Below are 19,880 nucleotides of genomic sequence, written 5' to 3'. Positions count from 1 at the left end.
GCAACCTAACCTAACCCAGCCATGACCAGCCCCTGTGAGGTTCCGATGCGCCGCCTGCTGGTGTTCCTGGCCGTACTCCTGCTCGCCCTGACCGGGTGCGGAAGCGGGAACGACGAAGCCCCGCAGACCGCCGCGTCGCAGGGCGGCGCCTTCCCGGTGACGATCAAGAACAAGTACGGCGACACCGTCGTCGAGAAGGCCCCGCAGCGAATCGTCACGGTCGGCCTGGTCGAGCAGGACGCGCTGCTCGCGCTCGGCGTCGTACCGGTGGCGACGACCGAATGGTTCGGGGAGAAGCCGGGCGCGTTGTTCCCGTGGGCGAAGGCGAAACTCGGCGACCATGACAACGCGGCCGTACCGCAGGTGCTGAGCGACAAGGACGGGATCCAGTTCGAGAAGATCGCGGCGCTGCGGCCGGACCTGATCATCGGGCTGTACTCCGGGATCTCCGCGGACGACTACCAGAAGCTGACCGCGATCGCGCCGACGGTCGCGCAGCCGGCCGGCGTACCGGACTACGGCGTGTCCTGGCAGGTCGTGGCGCGGACCGTCGGGCAGGCGGTCGGGAAGCCGGCGCAGGCCGACGAGCTGGTGAAGGGGATCGAGACGCGGTTCGCCGAGGTGCGCGCACAGCATCCCGAGTTCAAGGGCAGGCCCGCCTTGATGGCCACGCCGTACGAGGGCTACTTCATCTACGGCACGCAGGATCCGCGGTCCCGGCTGCTGACCGACTTCGGGTTCGTGCTGCCGGACGGGCTGGACAAGGCGATCGGCGACAAGTTCGGCGCGAACATCAGCGCGGAGCGGATCTCGCTGCTCGACCAGCAGGCGCTGGTCTGGTTCCCGACCAAGGGCGGTACGGCGAAGCTGAAGGCGGACCCGCTGTACAAGAACCTGAAGGTGCGGACCGAGGGCCGGGACGTGTTCGTCGAGGAGAACTACGACGACCAGCTGTACGGCGCGACCAGCTTCGTGTCCGTGCTCAGCCTGCCGATCGTGCTCGACGGGCTGGTCCCGAAGCTGGCGGCCGCGGTGGACGGGAACCCGGCGACCAACGCATAACCTCTCGCGGACCGGGGTTCGCTCGCCGTACGCTCTTGCTGAGGGGTGGCGAGATGGCGTGGCTGGGTGTTGTCGTTCTGTTCTCGACGTTGTGCGTCCTGCTGAGCCTGCTGCTGCCGAATCCGCCGCCGTCGCGGTGGCGGCGCGGTCTGCAGCGGCGTACGGCGAGACTGACCGCGCGCCTGCGCCGGCGTCAGGAGCCGGAACCGGACCCGTTCGACACGCTCCGGCTGCAGACCCGCTTGGGGCACCTGTCCACCAAGATCCGGCGCGTCGAGTCCACACCCCACGTCTACGCCCGCGCACACCGCCTGATGGCGCTCGAGGCGGCGTACGACGACCTCCTCGACGAGGCCTGCCGCCTGGCCGGCTGCCCGTGCGAGTCCGAGCAGCAACGCTCGGAGGAGAAACGCTGGCAGGAGGAACAGGAACTGGCCGCCCGCGGCTGGTCCTGGTGACGCATAGTTCGTGAAATATGACTGACAACCCTCCCGGGTGTGGGTTGGACTGACACCGCTGGCAGAATCGTGGTCATGTCCCACGCTGCGTCTGACCCCTCCGCAGCCGGTTCCCAGCGACGCCCCCGCGTGCTCTCCGGGATCCAGCCGACGGCGGACTCCTTCCACTTCGGCAACTACCTCGGCGCGTTGCGGCAGTGGGTGGCCCTGCAGGACGACCACGACGCGTTCTACTGCGTCGTCGACCTGCACGCGATCACTGTGGAGTACGAGCCGAAGGCCCTTCGTGACCGTACCCGCCGGTCCGCGGCGCAGCTGCTGGCGGCCGGGATCGACCCGGAGCGGTCCACCCTGTTCGTCCAGTCGCACGTGCCCGAGCACGCGCAGCTCGGGTGGGTGATGGGCTGCATCACCGGGTTCGGCGAGGCCAGCCGGATGACGCAGTTCAAGGACAAGACGGCCAAGGGCGGCGCCGACCGCGCCACCGTCGGCCTGTTCACCTACCCGATCCTGCAGGCCGCGGACATCCTGGTCTACCAGGCCGACCGCGTCCCGGTCGGTGAGGACCAGCGCCAGCACGTGGAGCTGACCCGCGACCTGGCGCAGCGGTTCAACCACCGGTTCGGCAAGACCTTCCGGGTTCCCGAGGCGCACATCGTCAAGGAGACCGCGAAGATCTTCGACCTGCAGGACCCGACCGCGAAGATGAGCAAGTCCGGCTCGTCGCCGGCCGGCATCATCGACCTGCTGGACGACCCGAAGGCGAGCGCGAAGAAGATCCGGTCCGCGGTCACCGACTCCGGCCGGGACGTGATCTTCGACCAGGAGAACAAGCCCGGCGTCGCGAACCTGCTGACCATCTACTCGGCGCTCACCGGCCGCAAGATCAGCGAGCTCGAGGACGAGTACGCCGGCCGCGGGTACGGTGACTTCAAGAAGGACCTGGCCGACGTCGTGGTCGAGTTCGTCACGCCGTTCCGGGAGAAGACGCTGTCCTACCTGGACGACAAGGCGCAGCTGGACGCGATCCTGACGGCCGGCGCCGAACGCGCCCGCGCGGTCACCGAGCCGACCCTGGCCCGCGTCTACGACCGCCTCGGGTTCGTCCCCGGCCCTGCGCAGGGCCGGTAGACCGCGGATGGCGACGACGATTGGCGTTGCGATTCCGATCGCGGAGCCGTACGGCACGGAGTTGCAGAAGTACCGTGCCGACTTCGGCGATCCGATGGCCGCGTCGATCCCGACCCATGTCACGCTGCTGCCGCCCACCGAGATCGAGGCCGGCGACCTGGCGGCGATCGACGAGCACCTGCTCGCGGTCGCGGCCCGGTTCCCGCGGTTCCGGATCCGGCTGCGCGGTACGGCGACGTTCCGGCCGATCTCGCCGGTGGTGTTCGTACCGCTGGCCGAGGGCATCTCGTCGTGCGAGGTGCTGCAGTCGCAGGTCCGGTCCGGCCCGCTGAAGGTCGACCTGAAGTTCCCGTACCACCCGCACGTCACCGTCGCCCACGACCTGGAGAAGGACGCGCTCGACCGCGCGTACGACGCCCTGTCGGAGTACGACTGCGCCTTCGACGTGGAGCACTTCAGCCGCTACGAACACGGCTCCGACGGCGTGTGGCGCCCTCAGCGCTCCTTCCCCCTGGCAGGCTGAGTCTCCTTCATCGGGGTACAGGAGACACATGGGCAGCATCAAGCGTGTCTGGGCGCGATTCAAGAAGTCGCAGCTGTGGCGGGCCTGGAAGCGGTACGGCGACCGGCGGGGCAACCGGTTGGCCGGGGCAACCAGTTTCTTCGGGTTCCTGTCGCTGTTCCCGCTGATCGTGCTCGCGGCGGCGATCGTCGGGCCGCTGCTCGGTCACGACGCCATCGAGGCGATGAAGGACGCCCTGCAGCAGAACCTGCCCGGCATCGGCGACAAGATCGACATCGACGGGCTGATCGGCCACGCCGGCACCATCGGCCTCGTCTCCGGTGTCTCGCTGCTGTTCACCGGCCTCGGCTGGATCGACTCATTGCGCGCCTCGATCCGTTCGATGCACGAGCTGGACGACGAGCCGGGGAACGCCGTCAAGCTGAAGGCCGTCGACCTCGGGGCACTGATCGGTCTCGGCATGATCGGCATGTTCGCCACCGGTCTGTCGTCGGTCCTGACCGGGTTGTCCAAGCGCATCGTCGACTGGGCCGACCTGGACGGCAGCTGGCTGGCGGGCTGGGGTCTCGGCCTGATCAGCGTGGTGCTGGGCGTCGCCGCCGGTGCGGTGCTGTTCCTGTACATGCAGACGGCGCTGCCGCGGATCCTGCTGCCCCGCAAGGTGTCGCTGATCGCCGCGCTGGCCGGCGGCATCGTGTTCTACCTCGCACAGCGCCTCGGCAACCTGTACGTGAACCACGTGATCGGCGCGAACGCGGCGTACGGCGCTGTCGCCTTGCCGCTGGCGCTGCTGGTGTGGATCTACCTGATGACCCGGGTGATCATGCTGATCGCGGCCTGGACGAAGGAGGCGACCCTCGACGCGAAGGCTGCCGAGCCTGTTGAGCCCGCCGACCTTCCTTCAGACCCGGCCGAGCTCGAGCCCCTCCTGCTCGGTCCACCCGGCAAGCGCTACAAGGTCGTCCCCATCCCAGAACGCAAGGCCGACACGGTGGCAGTCGCCGCCGGCGCGCTCCTGGGCGCAACCCTCACCACGCTGGCAGTCCAGGGCCTCCGAGCTGTGCGAACGGTCCGGCGCCGGTAGTCTCCTGAGATTTCAGTGACGGCGGCGGCGGAGAGCGCGGGGGCGGCGGAGGAAGAGGCCGAGGAGTAGGACGGGCGGGGCGGCGTACGCCCAGTCGGGGACGCGTAAGGCGAGGGACTGGACGGCCTGGCCGGGGGTGAGTGCGGTACGTGGCTGCGGGCGGCCCGCCGTACCGGCCTCGGGCTTGGTGGCGGGTTTGCCTTCCGGCTGGGTCTTCGGCGGCGCGACGGCCGGTTTGACCAGGGTGCCGACCGGCTTGAGCTTGCCGTAGTTGGTGAACGTCCAGGTCAGCAGGTTGCTGGCGTCCTCGGTGATGCCGTGCGGCGCGTTCATCATCGTCACCACCAGCGTGTGCCCGTTGCGGCGGGCGGCGCCGACGAACGTGTTCCGCGCCAGCGTGGTGTAACCGGTCTTCACACCGAGCGCGCCCTCGTAGTTGAAGAGCAGCTTGTTCTGGTTCGCGACCTGGTACGTGCCCTTGTTGCCGACGTTCGGGAAGTTCGTGTACTTCGTCGACGCGTACTTCGCGAAGTCCTGCCGGGTCAGCCCGGCCTGCGCGAACAGGGCCAGGTCGTAGGCGCTGGAGTACTGCCCGTCGGCGTCCAGGCCGGTCGGGTCGGTGACGTGGGTGTCGAGCGCGCCGAGGTCCTTGGCCTTCGCGTTCATCCGCTGGACGGTCGCGGGTACGCCGCCCTGGTCATGGGCACACAGTGCGTGAACGGCGTCGTTCCCGGAGGCCAGGAACATGCCCTGGAACAGCTGGTCGACGGTGTAGCGCAGCCCGGGGTACACGCCGACCTTGCTGCCGATGATGCCGGCGTCGGCGTCCGAACCGATCACCGGATCGGTCTTCTTCAGCCGGGGCAGCAGCACCAGCGCGGTCAGCGTCTTGAGCGTGCTGGCCGGGCGGAGCTGCGCGTGCGGCGCCTTGGCCGCCAGCACCTGGCCGGTGTCGATGTCGGCCACGACGTACGCCGATGCCTGGACGGCCGGCGGCGCCGCCCCGATGGCGACCACCGTCGGCTTCGCGGTCAGCAGGTCGCCGCCGACCGGACCCTGTGGGGTCTGGCCGGCGGCGGTCGCTGTCAGAGGTCCGGCGACCACCAGTGCGGTGGTTGCGCAGGCCGTCAGAAGCAAACGCATCGGCGGCACTCTAGTTGCCGACCGGTGCAGATGTCACAGTCGGGTCTCATGCCCTGAGTCACGCCCGGTAGGCGGTCCACATGTTGCTGATCCGGGTTGACTGGCCGGGCGTGAACTGGTTGTAGCAGTCGTCGTACGAGTAGTCCATGTAGTTGTGGATGGGGTCCAGACCTGACAGCGAGCAGGAGTCCCGGCCCTCGGGGCAGCCGCTGGACGAGCTGCTCTGGGCGGGCGTGTCGGCCACCGAGTCGTTCGTGCTGGTGCAGCCGCCCTGGAACGTGTGGTACAGCCCGAACCAGTGCCCGGCCTCGTGGGTCGCGGTCTTGCCGAGGTCGTAGTTGGTCGCCGAACCACCGGGCAGCGAGCTGTACTGCACCCGGATGCCGTCGATCTTCGGGTTGCTCGGGTAGTCCCACGGGAAGGTCGCGATCCCGAGGTACGAGAAGTCGACCAGCCAGATGTTCAGGGCGTTCTTACCGCCCTGACGGGTCTGCGAGCGGTACGACGAGCTCTGCCGGTCCTTGTGCCACTGGTCGTTGTAGTACCGGTTGACGCCGGCCAGCGTGAAAGTGAAGCCGGTGTTCGCGGCCTGGGACGACTCCTGACCTGCGAAGTCCTGGTTCAGCTCGGCGATTTGCTGGTCGATCTGGGTCGCGGTGACGTCACCGGCACCGGACTTGCTCAGCATCACGTGGACGTACACCGGGACACTCGCCGCGGCCAGCGTGCCGGCCTGCGGAGCCAGGCCACGGGCGGCCTTGGCCTTCAGGATCTGTGCTGTCCTGGCGTCGATGGCCTTCTGCTCGGCCGCCGAGAGCTCCCGGTGGTCGGCACCGAAGCCACCACGCGCGGCGGCGCCTTCCTCCGGCGTGAAACAGGCCGGGTTGCCGGTCGCGTCGACGGGCAACTGGGCAGTCGCCTGTCCACCGAGCGGACTGAACGCAAGCGCCGTACCGGCCAGCAGCACGGCCAGAGCGCGGGGACGGGTAACGAAAGATCGCATAGCGGTCCTCCAGAATCGGGCCGCTTTTGGGCGGTGCGGCCGAATCCGGCGATTTTCCCCATCAACCCGGGGAGTGCCAACCAATTCCCTGTCCCCCCAGTGCCACGGCACCACCACGCCGAACCGCTATTCGAGGAAGGCTCGGAGGAGGGCTTCGGTGCCGGCCAGGTGTTCTTGCATGGTTTGGCGGGCGGTCTGGGGGTCGCCGGCGAGGATCGCGTCGACGACGGCTCGGTGTTGTTCGTTGGAGTGGTCGAGGTTGGGTTGCAGGAGGGGGATGGCGTCCAGGAGTTCGTTGAGGCGCATGCGGACGTCGGCCATCGCCGACGTCAGGGAGGGGGAGCCGGTGACTTCGGCGATGGCCAGGTGGAGGCGGGAGTCGAGGCGGCGGTAGTCGGTGAGGGTGGCGGCGTTGGTGTCGGCCAGGCAGCGTTGCAGGTGGTCGCGTTCGGCGTCGGTGAGGGTGCGGGTCGCGGCGGCTTCCGCGGCGCCGGTCTCCAGGACGAAGCGGAGGGTGAGGGCGTCGTCGAGGCCCGCGGCGAGGTCGCGGGCGAGGCGTTTGGCCGGCGTACGGCGGGGTTTCGGGAGTTGCTCGTTGACGAACGTGCCGCCGTACCGGCCGCGGCGGGACTCGACGTAGCCGGCCTCGGTGAGCGCGTGGATCGCCTCGCGGAGCGTGACCCGGCTGACGTTCAGCCGGGTCGCGAGCTCGCGCTCGGGCGGTAGCCGGTCGCCGGGCACGACGACGCCGAGCTTGATTGCCTGCAGCAACCGCTCGACCGTCTCCTCGAACGGGTTCCCGGCCCGCACGGGCCGGAACACCGCGTCATCTGCCTGAACGACCATGTCCTCAGACTAGATCGGTGTCACGTAGGCGCCCGAGATTCCCCCGTCGACGAGGAACGTGTTGGCGGTGATGAAGGAGGAATCGTCGCTGGCCAGGAACGCGACCGCGGCGGCGATTTCCTCCGGCTCGCCGAAGCGGCCCATCGGGACGTGCACCAACCGGCGCTCGGCGCGCTCGGGGTCCTTCGCGAACAGTTCGGTGAGGAGCGGCGTGTTGACCGGGCCGGGGCAGAGCGCATTCACCCGGATTCCCTGCCGCGCGAACTCGACGCCGAGCTCGCGGCTCATCGCCAGGACGCCGCCCTTCGACGCGGAGTACGAGATCTGCGAGGTCGCCGCTCCCATCACCGCGACGAAGGACGCGGTGTTGATGATCGACCCGCGGCCCTGCCGTTGCATGTAGGGGATCGCGGCCTTGCAGCACAGGTACACCGATGTCAGGTTGACCTCCTGGACCTTGCGCCACGCCTCCAGCCCGGTGTCCAGGATCGACGCGTCGTCGGGCGGCGAGATACCGGCGTTGTTGAAGGCGATGTCCACGGCGCCGTACGTGTCGAAGGCCTGCTTGAACAGGTTCTCGACCGCGGCCGGGTCGGTGACGTCGGTCGGCACGTACAGCCCGCCGACCTCGTCCGCGGCGTCCTTGCCCGCGGCGGGATCGAGATCGCCGATCACGACGCGCGCACCTTCGGCCGCGAACCGCCGTACCGTGGCCAGACCGATCCCGCTTGCGCCACCTGTGACCACAGCGACCCGGCCCTCGAGCCGATGAGCCTTGACGTCCATATCAGTCCTCCGTGCTGATGAAGATGTTCTTGGTCTCGGTGAACGCGGCCAGCGCGTCCGGCCCGAGCTCCCGGCCGAGGCCGGACTGCTTGTAGCCGCCGAACGGCGTCGAGTACCGCACCGACGAGTTCGAGTTCACCGAGAGGTTCCCGGCCTCGACACCGCGACTGACGCGCAGTGCCCGGCCGACGTCCCGGGTCCAGATCGAGCCGGACAGCCCGTACTCGCTGTCGTTCGCGATCCGCACCGCGTCGGCCTCGTCCGTGAACGGGACCACCGCGACGACCGGCCCGAAGATCTCCTCCCGCAAGGCCCGGTCACTGGCCGGTGCCAGCACCGTGGGCGGGAACCAGAACCCGGGTCCGCTCGGCGCGGTCCCTTGGAACGCGGGGTTCTCGACGTACGACGCGACCTGCTCGCGCTGTCCCGCGGAGATCAGCGGCCCCATCTCCGTGGCCGGATCCGCCGGATCACCGACCCGGAAGTTCTTCACCGCCGGCTCGAGCAGCTCCAGGAACCGGCCGTACGCCGAACGCTCGACGAGGATCCTGCTGCGCGCGCAACAGTCCTGCCCCGCGTTGTCGAACACGCCGTACGGCGCCTGCGCTGCCGCCTTCTCCAGGTCGGCGTCGGCGAAAACGATGTTCGCGGACTTTCCGCCCAGCTCGAGCGTCACCCGTTTCACCTGGTCCGCGCAGCCGGCCATGATCTGCTTGCCGACGGTGGTGGAGCCGGTGAAGACGATTTTCCGGACCGCGGAATGCGTGACGAAACGGTTTCCGACAACGGTTCCCTTACCGGGCACGACCTCGAAGACGCCGGGTGGCAGGCCGGCCTCCAGCGCCAGCTCGGCGAGCCGCAGAGCGGTCAGCGGGGTGAGCTCGGCGGGCTTCAGGACCACGGTGTTGCCGGCCGCCAGCGCGGGGGCGAAACCCCACCCGGCGATCGGCATCGGAAAGTTCCACGGAACGATCACGCCGACCACGCCGAGCGGTTCCTGGAACGTGACATCGATGCCGCCGGCCACCGGAATCTGTTGTCCGAAAAGGCGTTCCGGGGCGGCCGAGTAGTACGTGAGCACATCGCGGACGTTGCCGGCTTCCCAGCGCGCGTTGCCGATCGTGTGGCCGGCGTTCTCGACCTCCAGCGCGGCCAGGTTCTCCAGGTCGGCGTCGACCGCGTCGGCGAACCGCCGCAGCAGCCGCCCACGATCGGCAGGTGTCACGTCCCGCCACGTCTCGAAGGCCTTCGCGGCCCGCGAGATCGCCGCGTCGGTCTCGGCCTCGGAGGCGAGTGAGATCGTCCGGATCACCTTCTCGGTGGCCGGGTTGATCACGTCGTACGTCATGAGGTGCTCCTGATCAGTGCGGTGAAGAGCCGCAGGTCCTCGGGGTTCTCCTCCGGGTGCCACTGCACCCCGAGTGCGAAGTCGTGGCCTTCCACCTCGGCCGCCTCGACCGTTCCGTCGTCCGCGCGAGCGGTGACCTTCAGCCCCGGTGCGACGACGTCGAGCGCCTGGTGGTGGTAGCAGCTTCCGAAAACGTGCTCACCGAGGATCCGTGCGGTCAGCGTCCCCGGCTCGACTTTCGCCTCGACGCTGCCGAAGACCGCAGGCTCCGGGCGATGATCGTCGTGGGCGACCACGTCCGGTAGGTGCTGATGCAGCGTGCCGCCCAGTGTCACGTTGAGCATCTGCAAGCCACGGCAGATCGCCAGCAACGGAAGATCACGGTCCAGGGCGGCCCGGATCAGGATCGCTTCGTGGTGGTCTCGGTCCGGCCGGGTGTCGACGGTCTCGGGATGCGGCGCGGCGGCGTACGCACCTGGATCGACGTCGCATCCGCCCGCGATGATCAGACCGTCCAGAACGCCCAGGATCGAGGGGTCGGTGCCCACGGGCGGCAGTAGCAGCGGCACCCCTCCGGCCGCTACCACCGCGTCCAGGTACACCCGGGGGACCAGCGCGGCCTCGCGGCGCCAGATGCCCCAGGCGGCCGGCTCGAGGTACGTCGTGATGCCGATGCGCGGCCTAGAGACGTTCGAACCCACGGACCCGCTCCCAGTCGGTGACAGCGGCGTCGTACGCGTCCAGCTCGATGCGTGCGGCGTTGCTGTAGTGGTCGACCATCTCGTCCCCGAACGCCGTCCGGGCAAGCTTCGAACCGGCGAAGAGCGCGGCGGCTTCGCGGAGCGTGCTCGGGACGTGCTCCTTGTCGGACTCGTACGCGTTGCCCTCCAGCAGCGGCTCGAGCTCCAGTTCGCTCTCGATCCCGTGCAGGCCGGAGGCGATGATCGCGGCGACGGCGAGGTACGGGTTCACATCGCCGCCGGGGAGCCGGTTCTCGACCCGGAGCGAGTCGCCGTGGCCGACCACTCGCAGCGAGCACGTGCGGTTGTCGAGACCCCACGCGATCGCGGTCGGCGCGAAGCTGCCTTTCTGGAATCGCTTGTAGGAGTTGATGTTCGGGGCCAGCAGGTACGTGAACTCGGACAGGCAGGCGAGCTGGCCGGCGATGAAGTGCTCCATCAGCCGCGAGAAGCCGTGCGAACCGTCTCCCGCGAGCACCGGATCACCGTCGTCGGCGCGGAAGCTCAGGTGGATGTGGCAGGAGTTGCCCTCCCGCTCGTCGTACTTCGCCATGAACGTCAGGCTCTTGCCGTGCTTGGCGGCGATCTCCTTCGCGCCGGTCTTGTAGATCGAGTGGTTGTCGCAGGTTGCCAGCGCCTCGTCGTACCGGAACGCGATCTCGTGCTGGCCGAAGTTGCACTCGCCCTTCGCGGACTCGACGTACAGGCCGGCGCCGGTCATGCCGTTGCGAATGTCGCGCAGCAGCGGCTCGATCCGGGAGGTGCCGACGAGGGAGTAGTCGACGTTGTACTGGTTCGACGGGGTGAGGCCGAGGTACCGCTTGTTCCACGCGTTCTCGTAGGTGTCGTCGAACACCATGAACTCGAGCTCGGTCCCGACGTACGCCTTGAGTCCGCGCTCCGCGAGGCGGTCCACCTGGGCCCGCAGCACCTGCCGCGGCGACGCGACCACCGGCGTACCGTCCAGCCACTGCACGTCGCACAACACGAGCGCGGTGCCCTCCAGCCACGGCACCAGACGGAGCGTGTCCAGGTCGGGCGCCATCACCAGGTCGCCGTACCCGCGTTCCCAGGAGGACATCGTGTAGCCGTCGACGGTGTTCATGTCGACGTCGACCGCCAGCAGGTAGTTGCAACCCTCGGTCCCGTGCTTCAGCACCTCCTCGAGGAAGTACCGCGCGCCGCATCGCTTGCCCTGCAGGCGCCCCTGCATATCGGTGATCGCCACCAGTACCGTGTCGACCTCGCCGGCCTCGACCAGCCTGCGCAACTCCTCCACACTCAGCACGGCCACTCCTGGAGTCTATTGGTCTACGTCCAGTCCATTGACTCAAGCCGCCGTGTGGATGTCAATGCGGCCCGTTTCCCTTGACACCGCCTGACCGCGGTGCCTCAATTGCCTAAAGGTCTGGGGGGAGACCATTGAGGCGCTGTGTCCAGGAGGCCCGAAAATGAGCAATGACGAGTCCGCCGCCCCGATGACCGACGACGAGAAACGCCTGCATCAGTTGGGTTACGCCCAGGAGCTGTCCCGGACGATGTCCGGGTTCTCGAACTTCGCGGTGTCCTTCACGATCATCTCGATCCTGTCCGGCTGCCTGACCCTGTACGGGTTCGGGATGAACACCGGCGGCCCGGTGATGATCGTCTGGGGCTGGCCGTTCGTCGGCCTGATGACGTTGTTCGTCGGCCTCGCGATGGCGGAGGTCTGCTCGAGCTACCCGACCGCCGGCGGGCTGTACTACTGGTCCGCGAAACTCGCCCGGACCAACGGCGCGGCCTGGTCCTGGTTCACCGGGTGGTTCAACTTCCTCGGCCAGGTCGCGGTGACCGCCGGTATCGACTTCGGCGCGGCGTTCTTCCTGAACGCGTTCCTGGACCTGCAGTTCGGCTTCAGTACGACGCCCGGCCACACGATCCTGCTGTTCGGGATCATCCTGCTGGTGCACGGCCTGCTGAACTCGTTCGGCGTGAAGCTGGTCGCCAAGCTCAACGACATCAGCGTCTGGTGGCACATCGTCGGCGTGGTCTTCATCGTCGGCGCGCTCGTGATCGTGCCGGACAAGCACCAGTCGGCCGGGTTCGTGTTCGGCCACTTCGTCAACAACACCGGCTGGGGCTCCACCTTCTACGTCGCGCTGCTCGGCCTGCTGCTCGCGCAGTACACCTTCACCGGGTACGACGCCTCCGCGCACATGACCGAGGAGACCCACGACGCCGCCCGGTCGGGACCGCGCGGGATCGTGATGTCGATCCTGGTCTCGCTGGCGGCCGGGTGGGTGCTGCTGATCGGTCTGACCTTCGCGATCCAGAGCTACGACGGCGCGCTCGAGGGCGAGATCGGCGTACCGCCCGCGCAGATCTTCATCGACGCGGTCGGCGCCGGGCTGGCCAAGGTCCTGCTGCTGGTCGTGATCGGCGCCCAACTGTTCTGCGGGATGTCGTCGGTGACCGCGAACTCGCGGATGATCTACGCGTTCTCCCGGGACGGAGCGTTGCCGGGGTCGTCGTTCTGGCACAAGATCAACGGCAAGACCAGGACGCCCACGAACGCGATCTGGCTGGCCGCCGGCGGCGCGTTCCTGCTCGGTCTGCCGTACCTCTGGAACGCGACGGCGTACGCCGCTGTCACGTCGATCGCGGTCATCGGCCTGTACATCGCCTACGTGCTGCCGACCCTGTTGCGGCTGCTCCAGGGCAAGGACTTCCAGCCCGGACCGTGGCACCTGGGCCGCTGGAGCCGCCCGATCGGCATCGTCGCGATCGTCTGGGTCGCGTTCATCACGATCCTGTTCATGCTGCCGCAGGTCAGCCCGGTCACCGGTAGCACTTTCAACTACACGCCGATCGCCGTTCTGGTCGTGCTCGGCTTCGCGGCGGCGTACTGGTTCCTGTCCGCCCGCCGCTGGTTCACCGGCCCCAAGGTCCAGGGCTCCGAGGAGGAGCTAGCCGCCATCGAACGCGACCTCGAATCGATCTGACCCTCTTTGGGCCCCCACCAACCGTTTTCGGCGCCGCGAAACGGTTGGTGGGGGCTCAAAGTCGTCGAAAGACCATCCGGTGCCCCGGCACGATCGTGCCGTCGCGACTGCTCGGAACTGGGCAGTAAGGGGTGACAGGATGGTGGCCAGCAAATTTCCTCATGTGACACTCGCCGTGTCGAACGGTCGTTGACTGTGATAATCGGCGAGGGTAATCCTTCGAGGAGTTGAATGACTGACGACGAGCTGGTCGGGCGTAGCGGACTGGTCGAGCGTGCCACCAAGCAGCTCGAGACCAGCGGCAGCGTGCTGCTCTACGGCCCGACCGGCATCGGCAAGTCGGCTCTCGGGCGGGCGCTTGTCGCGGAGCGTGGCCGGAAAGGCTGCCGGATCCTCAGCGCCGCTCCGTCCAACTCCGAGGCCGGCCTGCCGTACGTCACGCTCCTCGATCTGCTCTCCAACCAGCTCGAATTCGCCTGGCAGGTGCTGCCGGACCACCTCCGGCAGCCCCTCGAGGTCGCCCTGCTGAAGGCGAGCGCCCCGGATACGGTGCGTGACGAGCTGGCCGTGCGCCTCGCCGTACTGCACGTCCTCCGCCGCCTCGCGACGACCGGCCCGGTGCTGATCGTCGTCGACGACATCCAGTGGGTGGACCCGTCCAGCCTCGAAGTGCTCACGTTCTGTGCTCGCCGGCTGTCCGAGGGCGTGCATCTGCTCGCCACCGAGCAGGTGGCCGACGGGGACCTGCCGGTGATGGCCGACGCCTGCCCCGAGCCCGTCCTGCAGCTCGAGGTCCCGCCGTTGACGGAGCCCGACGTCCTCGGCCTGCTTCGGCAGCGGCTGTCCAGCCCGCTCCCGGTCCGTACGGCGCGCCGCATCTTCACCGCGAGCGCCGGCAACCCGTTCATGGCCCTCGAGCTCGGTCGCGCCGTACTGCGGCATCCGAAGAACGTCTCGCCCAACGACCCGCTCCCGGTCTCCAGCCGCCTCAAGACGCTGCTCGGTGAGCGTCTCGGCGACCTGTCCACCGACACGCACGAGCTGCTCCTGCACGCCGCGTCCTCGCCGCGCCCGACCACGACGCAGCTGGCCCGCTCCCTCGACCGCCCGATCGACGTCTGCCTCGCCGAGGCGGAAACTCTCGGCCTGATCGACGTTTCCGCCGAGCGGCTCCGCTTCACGCACCCCCTGCTGAGGGAGTTCGTGTACGCCGAAGCCACGTCGGCCGCCCGTCGTCAGGCGCATGCAAAACTCGCCGCCGTGGTCGACGAACCGGTCGAGAACGCGACCCACCGCGCCCTCGCCACCCAGGAGGCCGACCCAGAGCTGGCCGCGACGATCGAGGAGGCCGCCACGGTCGCCGCCGGTCGGGGAGCTCCTGGCGCGGCCGCGAACCTATGGCGACTGAGCGCGGACCGGACGCCGAGTGCCCAGCCCGACGAGCGGGCCCGCCGCCTCACCAGGGCCGCCGACGACGCCGCGGCCGCTGGTCACCTGGCGGAGTCGGCCGACATGGCGCGACTCGCCGTACAGGTAGCGACCACGCCCGAGACCAAGGTGCCCGCCCTGCTGCTGTGTGCCGACGCGGTCTGGCCGGAGCGGGATCGCCGGGTCGAGCTGCTCGCCGAGGCGTTCGCGGCGGCCGAGGGCAACAAACGGTTTGAGGCGCGGGTGCGGATCGAGCGCAGCCACAGCCACTACTTCGATCGCAGCCTGGACGACGCGCAGGAGGACGCGCGGATCGCCGAGGCGCTGGCGCGCGAGGCCGGCGACACCGAGGCGGTCGTCGACGCCCTGAGCGCGGCGAGTTCGGTGCTGATGGCCCGCGACGCCGAGGAGACCTCGGACGCCGTACTGGAGCAGGCCGCCGAGCTGGCCAAGGGCCTGCCGCTCACCAGGACCGTGGTGAACGCCCGCCAGATGGCCGCGATGCGTGAGCTGTTCCGCGGCCGGACCGACGAGGCGATCACGGCGATCACGGCGCTGGCCGACGAGGTCCGCGACCACGGCGCGATGCGCTGGCTGGCGTCCGTACTGATCTCCGCGACGGCGATCTACGAGCGCAGCGGCCGCGGCGCCGACGCGCTGGCCGCCGGGCACGAGTGCTACCAGCTGATGCAGGACATCGGTGACGAGGCCGAGGTCGGCATGATCATCGCCAGCCGCGCCGAGTGGGTCGGCGGTTCGGCGACCATCGGCCGGCAGCTCGCCGAGTCCGCGCTGGACGCCGTACACCTGGTCGGGAACGACGAATGGACCGGCCCGGCGCTCGTCAGCCTCGGGCTGATCGGCGTGCTGACCGGCGACCCGCAGCGCGCCGTCGAGGCGTTCGACGCGATCGAGGGCTCGGGCGAGGCCGCGATGCCGTACGACCCGGCGGTGATCCCGTGGCACGCGGACTACGCCGAGGCGCTGGTCGCGGCCGGCCGGCTGGATGACGCGGCCGCCTTGATCGCCGAGATCCGCACCCGCGCCGAGAATCTGGACCGCCGCGTGGTGAAGCTCGGGCTGGACCGCGCCGAGGCGCTGCTGGTCGCCAAGCAGGGCGACCCGGCCGCCGCCCTGGAGCTGCTGGACAAGACTGTCAGTACGGCGGGCGATCGGGTGTACCCGCTCGATCTCGCGCGCTGTGAGCTGACTCGCGGCCGGATCGCCCGGCAGGCCCGTCGCCGCTCGGTCGCCCGGACCGCGTTCCTGGACGCGATCGAGCAGTTCGAGGCGTACGGCGCACCGGCCTGGCGTGAGGTCGCGGAGATGGAGCTCGCGCGTCTCGACGTACCGAGCCGGAGCCGGCAGCCGTCGGAGCTGACGGACAACGAGCAGCAGATCGTCTCGATGGTCCGCGACGGCTCCACGAACCGCGAGATCGCCGCGGCCCTGTACCTGTCGGTGAAGGCCGTGGAGTCGCAGCTGACCCGCCTGTACCGCCGCTTCGGAGTGGCCAACCGCACCCAGCTGCTCAGGATGGTCGACCGCCCCGGTCACAATGGCTAGGTGAAGCTCGAACGGAAGCACGCTCTTGTCCTGCTGGCGATCGCCGCGTGGAACGTCATCACCTACCTGCGCTTCATCAAGGCGCTCGTGGACACCGAGGACCGCCCGACCGGGTACTACGTCGCGCACACCGTCCTGATCGTCGTGAACCTGCTGATCGCGGCGCTGCTCGGCACCTGGGGTGTCCGCGCGTACAAGGCGGCTAGGACCGCACAAAACTCGCCGGTGTGACCCCGAGCAGTTTCCGGAAGTGCCGGGTGAGGTGCGACTGGTCGTAGAACCCGGCCAGCGTCGCCACCTCCGCGGCCGGACGCCCGTCGAGCAGGTACCGCCGGGCCAGATCGACCCGTCGTCCGGTGAGGTACCGGTGCGGCGGCATCCCGTACTCCCGGCTGAACGCCCGCACCAGGTGCGCCGGATGCGCAGGCACCACCTTCGCCGCGTCGTCCAGCGTGATGCCGTCCGGCACGTGCGCGTCCAGGAGGTCGCGCAACTGCGCGGCCACACCCGCGTCGGACCGGTCGGCCGGTGCGACCACCTGCCGCCGCAGATGCTGTTTCAGGCGCTCCTCGATCAGGGTCAGCCGGCTCTGCGCCTCCAGATCCTCCTGACCGTCCAGCAGTACGCCGTGCAACTGGTGGATCCGGTGCCGCAGCAGCGGGTCGACGTACTCGGGCTGGTCCACGGCCGCGCCGATCAGACCCTCACCGAGCCGGTCGGGCGCCAGGTACAGAACACGTTTTCTGAACCCGCCCGGCAGCGCCGACCGCCCGTCGTGCGGGACATGCGGCGGCAGCAGCGAGACCTGCGCCTGGGCGAGACCGTGCTCGTGGCGGTCCAGGTCGTACCGCACCGCACCCTCATCGACGATCAGCACCGTCCACGCGTCGTGCGTGTGGCTCGGGTACGCATGCGACGGAAAATGCGCATGCAGCACCTCGACGACCCCGTCCACCCGAGGCCGCCACGCCCGAACCGTGGCGCCGCCGCTCATAGTCAGAACATACGCTGCTGCCTGTGAAGGTCTACGTGAGTGCGGACATGGAAGGTGTCACCGGGGTCGTCGACGCGGAGGATGTGCAGCCGCCGGGGCGGGACTACGAGCGGGGCCGGCTGCTGATGACCGAGGACGTGAACGCCGCCGTCCGCGGTGCGTACGCCGCCGGCGCGACCGAGGTCCTGGTGAATGACGCCCACGGCCCGATGCGCAACCTGCTGCCCGACCTCCTCGATCCGCGCGCCGGCCTGATCAAGGGCCGCCCGAAGCCGATGGGCATGATGGAGGGCCTCACCCCGGAGTACGACGCCGTTCTCTGCGTCGGGTACCACGCCCGGGCCGGCGTGCTCGGCGTCCTGAGCCACAGCTTCATGGGCCACGAGATCGAGGACATCTGGCTGGACGACCAGGTCACCGGCGAGATCGGCCTGTTCCACGCGGCCGCCGCGGCGTACGGCGTACCTCTCGCGCTCCTGACCGGCGACGACACCGCCTGCGACGAGATGAAGGCCTGGGATCCCGCGGTCGCGACCGTCCCGGTCAAGTTCGCCAAGGACCGCTTCGCCGCGCAGCTCGTCCCCGTCGCCGAGGCCCAGCAATCCATCGAGACAACCACCACCGAGGCCCTCGCCAATCTCACCCCACCCAGCCCGCCGACCGGCTCCCGCAGCCTGTCCGTCCGCTGGCAGTCCGCCTCAGTGGCCTCCCACCTCACCGCGATCCCCGGCGTCACCCGCCGCGACGACCGCACAGTCACCCTTGACGGCGACATGCTCCAGCTCTACCGCATGTTCAACCTGTTCCTCCGCGTCTGCTCAGCAGTCACCTCGAACCCGCCGTACTGCTGAGCCGGTTAAGAACGTACAAGACCCCGTCCGGGCGGCCAGTGAGGATCGGGGTGTGGACAAGTTCGATACGAAGATTGCTGTGTTGTTGCGCGACGATCTGGCGGTGTGGCAGCGGTTGAACGTGACCGCGTTCCTGGTCAGCGGGATTGCCGGGACGCATCCGGAGGTGGTCGGGGAGCCGTACGAGGATGCGGACAGCGTGCGGTACCTGCCGATGTTCAGGCAGCCGGTGATGGTGTTCGAGGGGTCCAAGGAGTTCATGACGACCGCCCACGAACGCGCGCTGAGCCGGAAGATCGAGCACTCGGTCTTCACTCAGGATCTGTTTGCTACGGGCAACGACCACGACAATCGGGCTGCGGTGAAGGCGGTCCGTACGGCCGAGCTCGACCTGGTCGGCATCGCCGTCTACGGCCCGAAGAACGCCGTCGACAAAACCCTCAAGGGCGCCGCCAAACACCACTGAACCCCGCACCCAACCCTCCCCAAACCGCACCACCCTCCCCAAACCAGTTTGGGGAGGGTGCTTGCCTCCGACTGGGGAGTGCAGCTGCCCGATTCAGGTGGGTGAGTCTCCCCAAACCAGTTTGGGGGGTGCTTGACCTGGGACTGGGGAGTGCAGCTGCCCGATTCGGGTGGGTGAGTCTCCCCAAACCAGTTTGGGGGGTGCTTGACCTGGGATTGGGGAGTGCAGCTGCCCGATTCGGGTGGGTGGGACTCCCCAAACTGGTTTGGGGAGGTTCAGGTGGGTGGTGTTCCCCGGGCTTTGGAGGGGCTTGGGCGGCGGGCTAGCGGGGGGCGAACTTGGTCCAGGTGGCGCCTTGGTCGGTGCTGAGGACTACCTCGGTGGTACGGCGTTTCGGGACCTCGAAGCCGTACATGAGTTGGGCGTCGCCGGACAGGTCCGCCAGGTCGCCGGGGTAGCCGCGGTCGAGTTTGGCGGCGCCGTCGCGGACTCGGAAGATGCGCGGGCGGTCGCCGGGGCGGCCGCCGAGGATCAGGGCGGTGCCGTCGTCGAAGGCGAGCGGCGGGGCGCTCAGGCTCTTCGGTGGGTTCTCGACCGTTTTCCAGTTCGCGCCGCGGTCGGTGGAGATCTCCATCTTCGACACGGTCTGGCCGGTGGCGCCGACGGTGACCGAGGTCGACAGCAGCGTCTGGCCGTCGGGGCTGACCGCGAGCCGGCCGAGTTGGTTGTGGGTGTCCAGCGACCGGGAGCCCCAGCTCCGGCCGCCGTCGTCGGTCCAGACGACGTCCGTGCGGCCGATCCCGGTCAGCATCCAGCAGCGGCCGGACTCGTCACAGACCGGGGAGCGGGTGCCGCGGGTCCTGAGCATCCGGACCGTCGACTCCTCGGGGTTCACCACGACGATCGAGCCCGGCACGATCCGGTCGCTGAGGATCTCGTTCTTCTGGAAGGTCGCGGTGGGCAGCCGGTACCGGAGCTTGGTGAGCACCGGGCCGTCGTACGTCAGCCGGAACATCATCGTCGCGGCGCCGGTCAGCGTGCCCTCGAGCGGCGGGGCGACGGCGATCGCCTCCTTGCCGGCCTGCAGGGTCGCGTACGGGACAGGCCACTCGGGTGCGGTCGCGCGGGACCCGTCGCGGTCGATCACCGCGGCGAACTTGCAGTTCGGGCCGCTGGTGCAGTCAGACCAGCCGGCCGCCCAGCGGTTCCGGGTGATCATCGTGATCGACAGCACCTGCGCGCGCTCGGAGTTCACCACCGAACTGCCGGACCGCCCCGCGGCGGCCGGCTCGATGGCGATCTGCGGGTCGGGCTGCGACCGGTGCGCGGCCAGGTGCACCACCGCGAGCACGATGGACGTCGTGGCCGCGAGCACCCCGAGGACGAGGAACGGCGGCATGCTGCGGGGTAGCCCGCAGCGCTCCAACAGCTCCACCAGGCGACGGTAGTAGCGGTCGGACAACTCGCGCA

General features: G+C 69.0%; 19 protein-coding genes. 10 read left to right on the top strand and 9 right to left on the bottom strand.

Annotated features, from left to right (window positions below; all coding sequences use genetic code 11):
- Nucleotides 1-21 precede the first annotated feature (21 nt).
- The 5 genes from E0H50_RS08025 to E0H50_RS08005 all read left to right on the top strand — a co-directional run bounded on the left by E0H50_RS08025 (nucleotide 22) and on the right by E0H50_RS08005 (nucleotide 4,258).
- Nucleotides 22-1,062 carry an iron-siderophore ABC transporter substrate-binding protein gene (locus E0H50_RS08025; protein ID WP_238150833.1) on the top strand — a complete coding sequence of 347 codons (1,041 nt, stop codon included), beginning with the start codon at nucleotides 22-24 and terminating at the stop codon, nucleotides 1,060-1,062.
- Between the two features lie 53 nt (nucleotides 1,063-1,115).
- Entirely contained in the window at nucleotides 1,116-1,520 is a 405-nt protein-coding gene (locus E0H50_RS08020) for a hypothetical protein (protein ID WP_202868052.1), read from the top strand.
- Between the two features lie 75 nt (nucleotides 1,521-1,595).
- Nucleotides 1,596-2,651 carry a tryptophan--tRNA ligase gene (gene trpS / locus E0H50_RS08015; protein ID WP_131285945.1) on the top strand — a complete coding sequence of 352 codons (1,056 nt, stop codon included), beginning with the start codon at nucleotides 1,596-1,598 and terminating at the stop codon, nucleotides 2,649-2,651.
- 7 nt (nucleotides 2,652-2,658) lie between these two features.
- Nucleotides 2,659-3,174 carry a 2'-5' RNA ligase family protein gene (locus E0H50_RS08010; protein ID WP_131285944.1) on the top strand — a complete coding sequence of 172 codons (516 nt, stop codon included), beginning with the start codon at nucleotides 2,659-2,661 and terminating at the stop codon, nucleotides 3,172-3,174.
- 28 nt (nucleotides 3,175-3,202) lie between these two features.
- Nucleotides 3,203-4,258, top strand: a complete 1,056-nt coding sequence (locus E0H50_RS08005) for a YihY/virulence factor BrkB family protein (RefSeq protein WP_131285943.1) — start codon at nucleotides 3,203-3,205, stop codon at nucleotides 4,256-4,258.
- Nucleotides 4,259-4,270: 12 nt separating this feature from the next.
- Here the strand turns inward: E0H50_RS08005 and E0H50_RS08000 are convergent, their stop codons facing one another.
- The 7 genes from E0H50_RS08000 to E0H50_RS07970 form a co-directional block, all read right to left on the bottom strand.
- Nucleotides 4,271-5,401, bottom strand: a complete 1,131-nt coding sequence (locus E0H50_RS08000; RefSeq protein ID WP_131285942.1) for a D-alanyl-D-alanine carboxypeptidase family protein — start codon at nucleotides 5,399-5,401, stop codon at nucleotides 4,271-4,273.
- Nucleotides 5,402-5,459: 58 nt separating this feature from the next.
- Nucleotides 5,460-6,404: a zinc metalloprotease gene (locus E0H50_RS07995; RefSeq protein ID WP_131285941.1), complete on the bottom strand. Its 945-nt coding sequence runs from the start codon at nucleotides 6,402-6,404 to the stop codon at nucleotides 5,460-5,462.
- Nucleotides 6,405-6,530: 126 nt separating this feature from the next.
- Nucleotides 6,531-7,250, bottom strand: coding sequence for a FadR/GntR family transcriptional regulator (locus E0H50_RS07990; protein ID WP_131285940.1), 720 nt, complete (start codon nucleotides 7,248-7,250; stop codon nucleotides 6,531-6,533).
- A gap of 9 nt (nucleotides 7,251-7,259) precedes the next feature.
- Complete coding sequence (locus tag E0H50_RS07985) at nucleotides 7,260-8,036, bottom strand: 3-oxoacyl-ACP reductase (protein WP_131285939.1); 777 nt, start codon at nucleotides 8,034-8,036, stop codon at nucleotides 7,260-7,262.
- 1 nt (nucleotide 8,037) lies between these two features.
- Nucleotides 8,038-9,384, bottom strand: a complete 1,347-nt coding sequence (locus E0H50_RS07980) for an aldehyde dehydrogenase family protein (protein WP_131285938.1) — start codon at nucleotides 9,382-9,384, stop codon at nucleotides 8,038-8,040.
- Nucleotides 9,381-10,085 carry a gamma-glutamyl-gamma-aminobutyrate hydrolase family protein gene (locus E0H50_RS07975; RefSeq protein WP_131285937.1) on the bottom strand — a complete coding sequence of 235 codons (705 nt, stop codon included), beginning with the start codon at nucleotides 10,083-10,085 and terminating at the stop codon, nucleotides 9,381-9,383. The genes E0H50_RS07980 and E0H50_RS07975 overlap by 4 nt, the downstream gene beginning before the upstream one ends.
- Nucleotides 10,066-11,418 (bottom strand): glutamine synthetase family protein, encoded by a 1,353-nt coding sequence (locus E0H50_RS07970; protein WP_238150832.1) that lies wholly within the window; start codon nucleotides 11,416-11,418, stop codon nucleotides 10,066-10,068. The genes E0H50_RS07975 and E0H50_RS07970 overlap by 20 nt, the downstream gene beginning before the upstream one ends.
- 157 nt (nucleotides 11,419-11,575) lie before the next feature.
- Here E0H50_RS07970 and E0H50_RS07965 point away from each other — a divergent pair, with 157 nt between their 5' ends.
- The 3 genes from E0H50_RS07965 (at nucleotide 11,576) to E0H50_RS07955 (ending at nucleotide 16,330) form a co-directional block, all read left to right on the top strand.
- Nucleotides 11,576-13,105: an amino acid permease gene (locus E0H50_RS07965; RefSeq protein WP_165547030.1), complete on the top strand. Its 1,530-nt coding sequence runs from the start codon at nucleotides 11,576-11,578 to the stop codon at nucleotides 13,103-13,105.
- 231 nt (nucleotides 13,106-13,336) lie between these two features.
- A complete protein-coding gene (locus E0H50_RS07960; protein WP_131285936.1) occupies nucleotides 13,337-16,099 on the top strand; it encodes an AAA family ATPase in 2,763 nt (920 codons plus the stop codon).
- The gene (locus E0H50_RS07955) at nucleotides 16,100-16,330 is read left to right on the top strand and encodes an SCO4848 family membrane protein (protein WP_131285935.1); all 231 of its coding nucleotides are present in this window, start codon (nucleotides 16,100-16,102) and stop codon (nucleotides 16,328-16,330) included.
- Here the strand turns inward: E0H50_RS07955 and E0H50_RS07950 are convergent.
- Nucleotides 16,302-17,093 carry a helix-turn-helix transcriptional regulator gene (locus tag E0H50_RS07950; protein WP_131285934.1) on the bottom strand — a complete coding sequence of 264 codons (792 nt, stop codon included), beginning with the start codon at nucleotides 17,091-17,093 and terminating at the stop codon, nucleotides 16,302-16,304. The genes E0H50_RS07955 and E0H50_RS07950 overlap by 29 nt on opposite strands.
- A 23-nt stretch (nucleotides 17,094-17,116) precedes the next feature.
- Between E0H50_RS07950 and E0H50_RS07945 the strand changes: the two genes are divergently transcribed.
- Together E0H50_RS07945 and E0H50_RS07940 are read left to right on the top strand one after the other, a co-directional pair.
- Complete coding sequence (locus tag E0H50_RS07945; protein ID WP_131285933.1) at nucleotides 17,117-17,944, top strand: M55 family metallopeptidase; 828 nt, start codon at nucleotides 17,117-17,119, stop codon at nucleotides 17,942-17,944.
- 52 nt (nucleotides 17,945-17,996) lie between these two features.
- Nucleotides 17,997-18,410 carry a DUF2000 domain-containing protein gene (locus E0H50_RS07940; protein ID WP_131285932.1) on the top strand — a complete coding sequence of 138 codons (414 nt, stop codon included), beginning with the start codon at nucleotides 17,997-17,999 and terminating at the stop codon, nucleotides 18,408-18,410.
- Between the two features lie 322 nt (nucleotides 18,411-18,732).
- Here the strand turns inward: E0H50_RS07940 and E0H50_RS07935 are convergent, their stop codons facing one another.
- Complete coding sequence (locus tag E0H50_RS07935; protein ID WP_131285931.1) at nucleotides 18,733-19,845, bottom strand: WD40/YVTN/BNR-like repeat-containing protein; 1,113 nt, start codon at nucleotides 19,843-19,845, stop codon at nucleotides 18,733-18,735.
- Nucleotides 19,846-19,880 lie beyond the last annotated feature (35 nt).

Origin of the sequence: Kribbella sindirgiensis (assembly GCF_004331435.1) — a bacterium.
Taxonomy (GTDB): Bacteria; Actinomycetota; Actinomycetes; order Propionibacteriales; family Kribbellaceae; genus Kribbella; species Kribbella sindirgiensis.
This window is presented reverse-complemented; position numbering and strand designations above follow the sequence as displayed.

Coding starts and splice junctions, on each gene's coding strand:
- E0H50_RS07995 (WP_131285941.1), bottom strand. CDS start 6,404: ATGCGATCTTTCGTTACCCGTCCCCGCGCTCTGGCCGTGCTGCTGGCC.
- E0H50_RS08005 (WP_131285943.1), top strand. CDS start 3,203: ATGGGCAGCATCAAGCGTGTCTGGGCGCGATTCAAGAAGTCGCAGCTG.
- E0H50_RS07965 (WP_165547030.1), top strand. CDS start 11,576: ATGAGCAATGACGAGTCCGCCGCCCCGATGACCGACGACGAGAAACGC.
- E0H50_RS07950 (WP_131285934.1), bottom strand. CDS start 17,093: ATGAGCGGCGGCGCCACGGTTCGGGCGTGGCGGCCTCGGGTGGACGGG.
- trpS (WP_131285945.1), top strand. CDS start 1,596: ATGTCCCACGCTGCGTCTGACCCCTCCGCAGCCGGTTCCCAGCGACGC.
- E0H50_RS07980 (WP_131285938.1), bottom strand. CDS start 9,384: ATGACGTACGACGTGATCAACCCGGCCACCGAGAAGGTGATCCGGACG.
- E0H50_RS08025 (WP_238150833.1), top strand. CDS start 22: ATGACCAGCCCCTGTGAGGTTCCGATGCGCCGCCTGCTGGTGTTCCTG.
- E0H50_RS07990 (WP_131285940.1), bottom strand. CDS start 7,250: ATGGTCGTTCAGGCAGATGACGCGGTGTTCCGGCCCGTGCGGGCCGGG.
- E0H50_RS07985 (WP_131285939.1), bottom strand. CDS start 8,036: ATGGACGTCAAGGCTCATCGGCTCGAGGGCCGGGTCGCTGTGGTCACA.
- E0H50_RS08000 (WP_131285942.1), bottom strand. CDS start 5,401: ATGCGTTTGCTTCTGACGGCCTGCGCAACCACCGCACTGGTGGTCGCC.
- E0H50_RS08010 (WP_131285944.1), top strand. CDS start 2,659: ATGGCGACGACGATTGGCGTTGCGATTCCGATCGCGGAGCCGTACGGC.
- E0H50_RS08020 (WP_202868052.1), top strand. CDS start 1,116: ATGGCGTGGCTGGGTGTTGTCGTTCTGTTCTCGACGTTGTGCGTCCTG.
- E0H50_RS07960 (WP_131285936.1), top strand. CDS start 13,337: ATGACTGACGACGAGCTGGTCGGGCGTAGCGGACTGGTCGAGCGTGCC.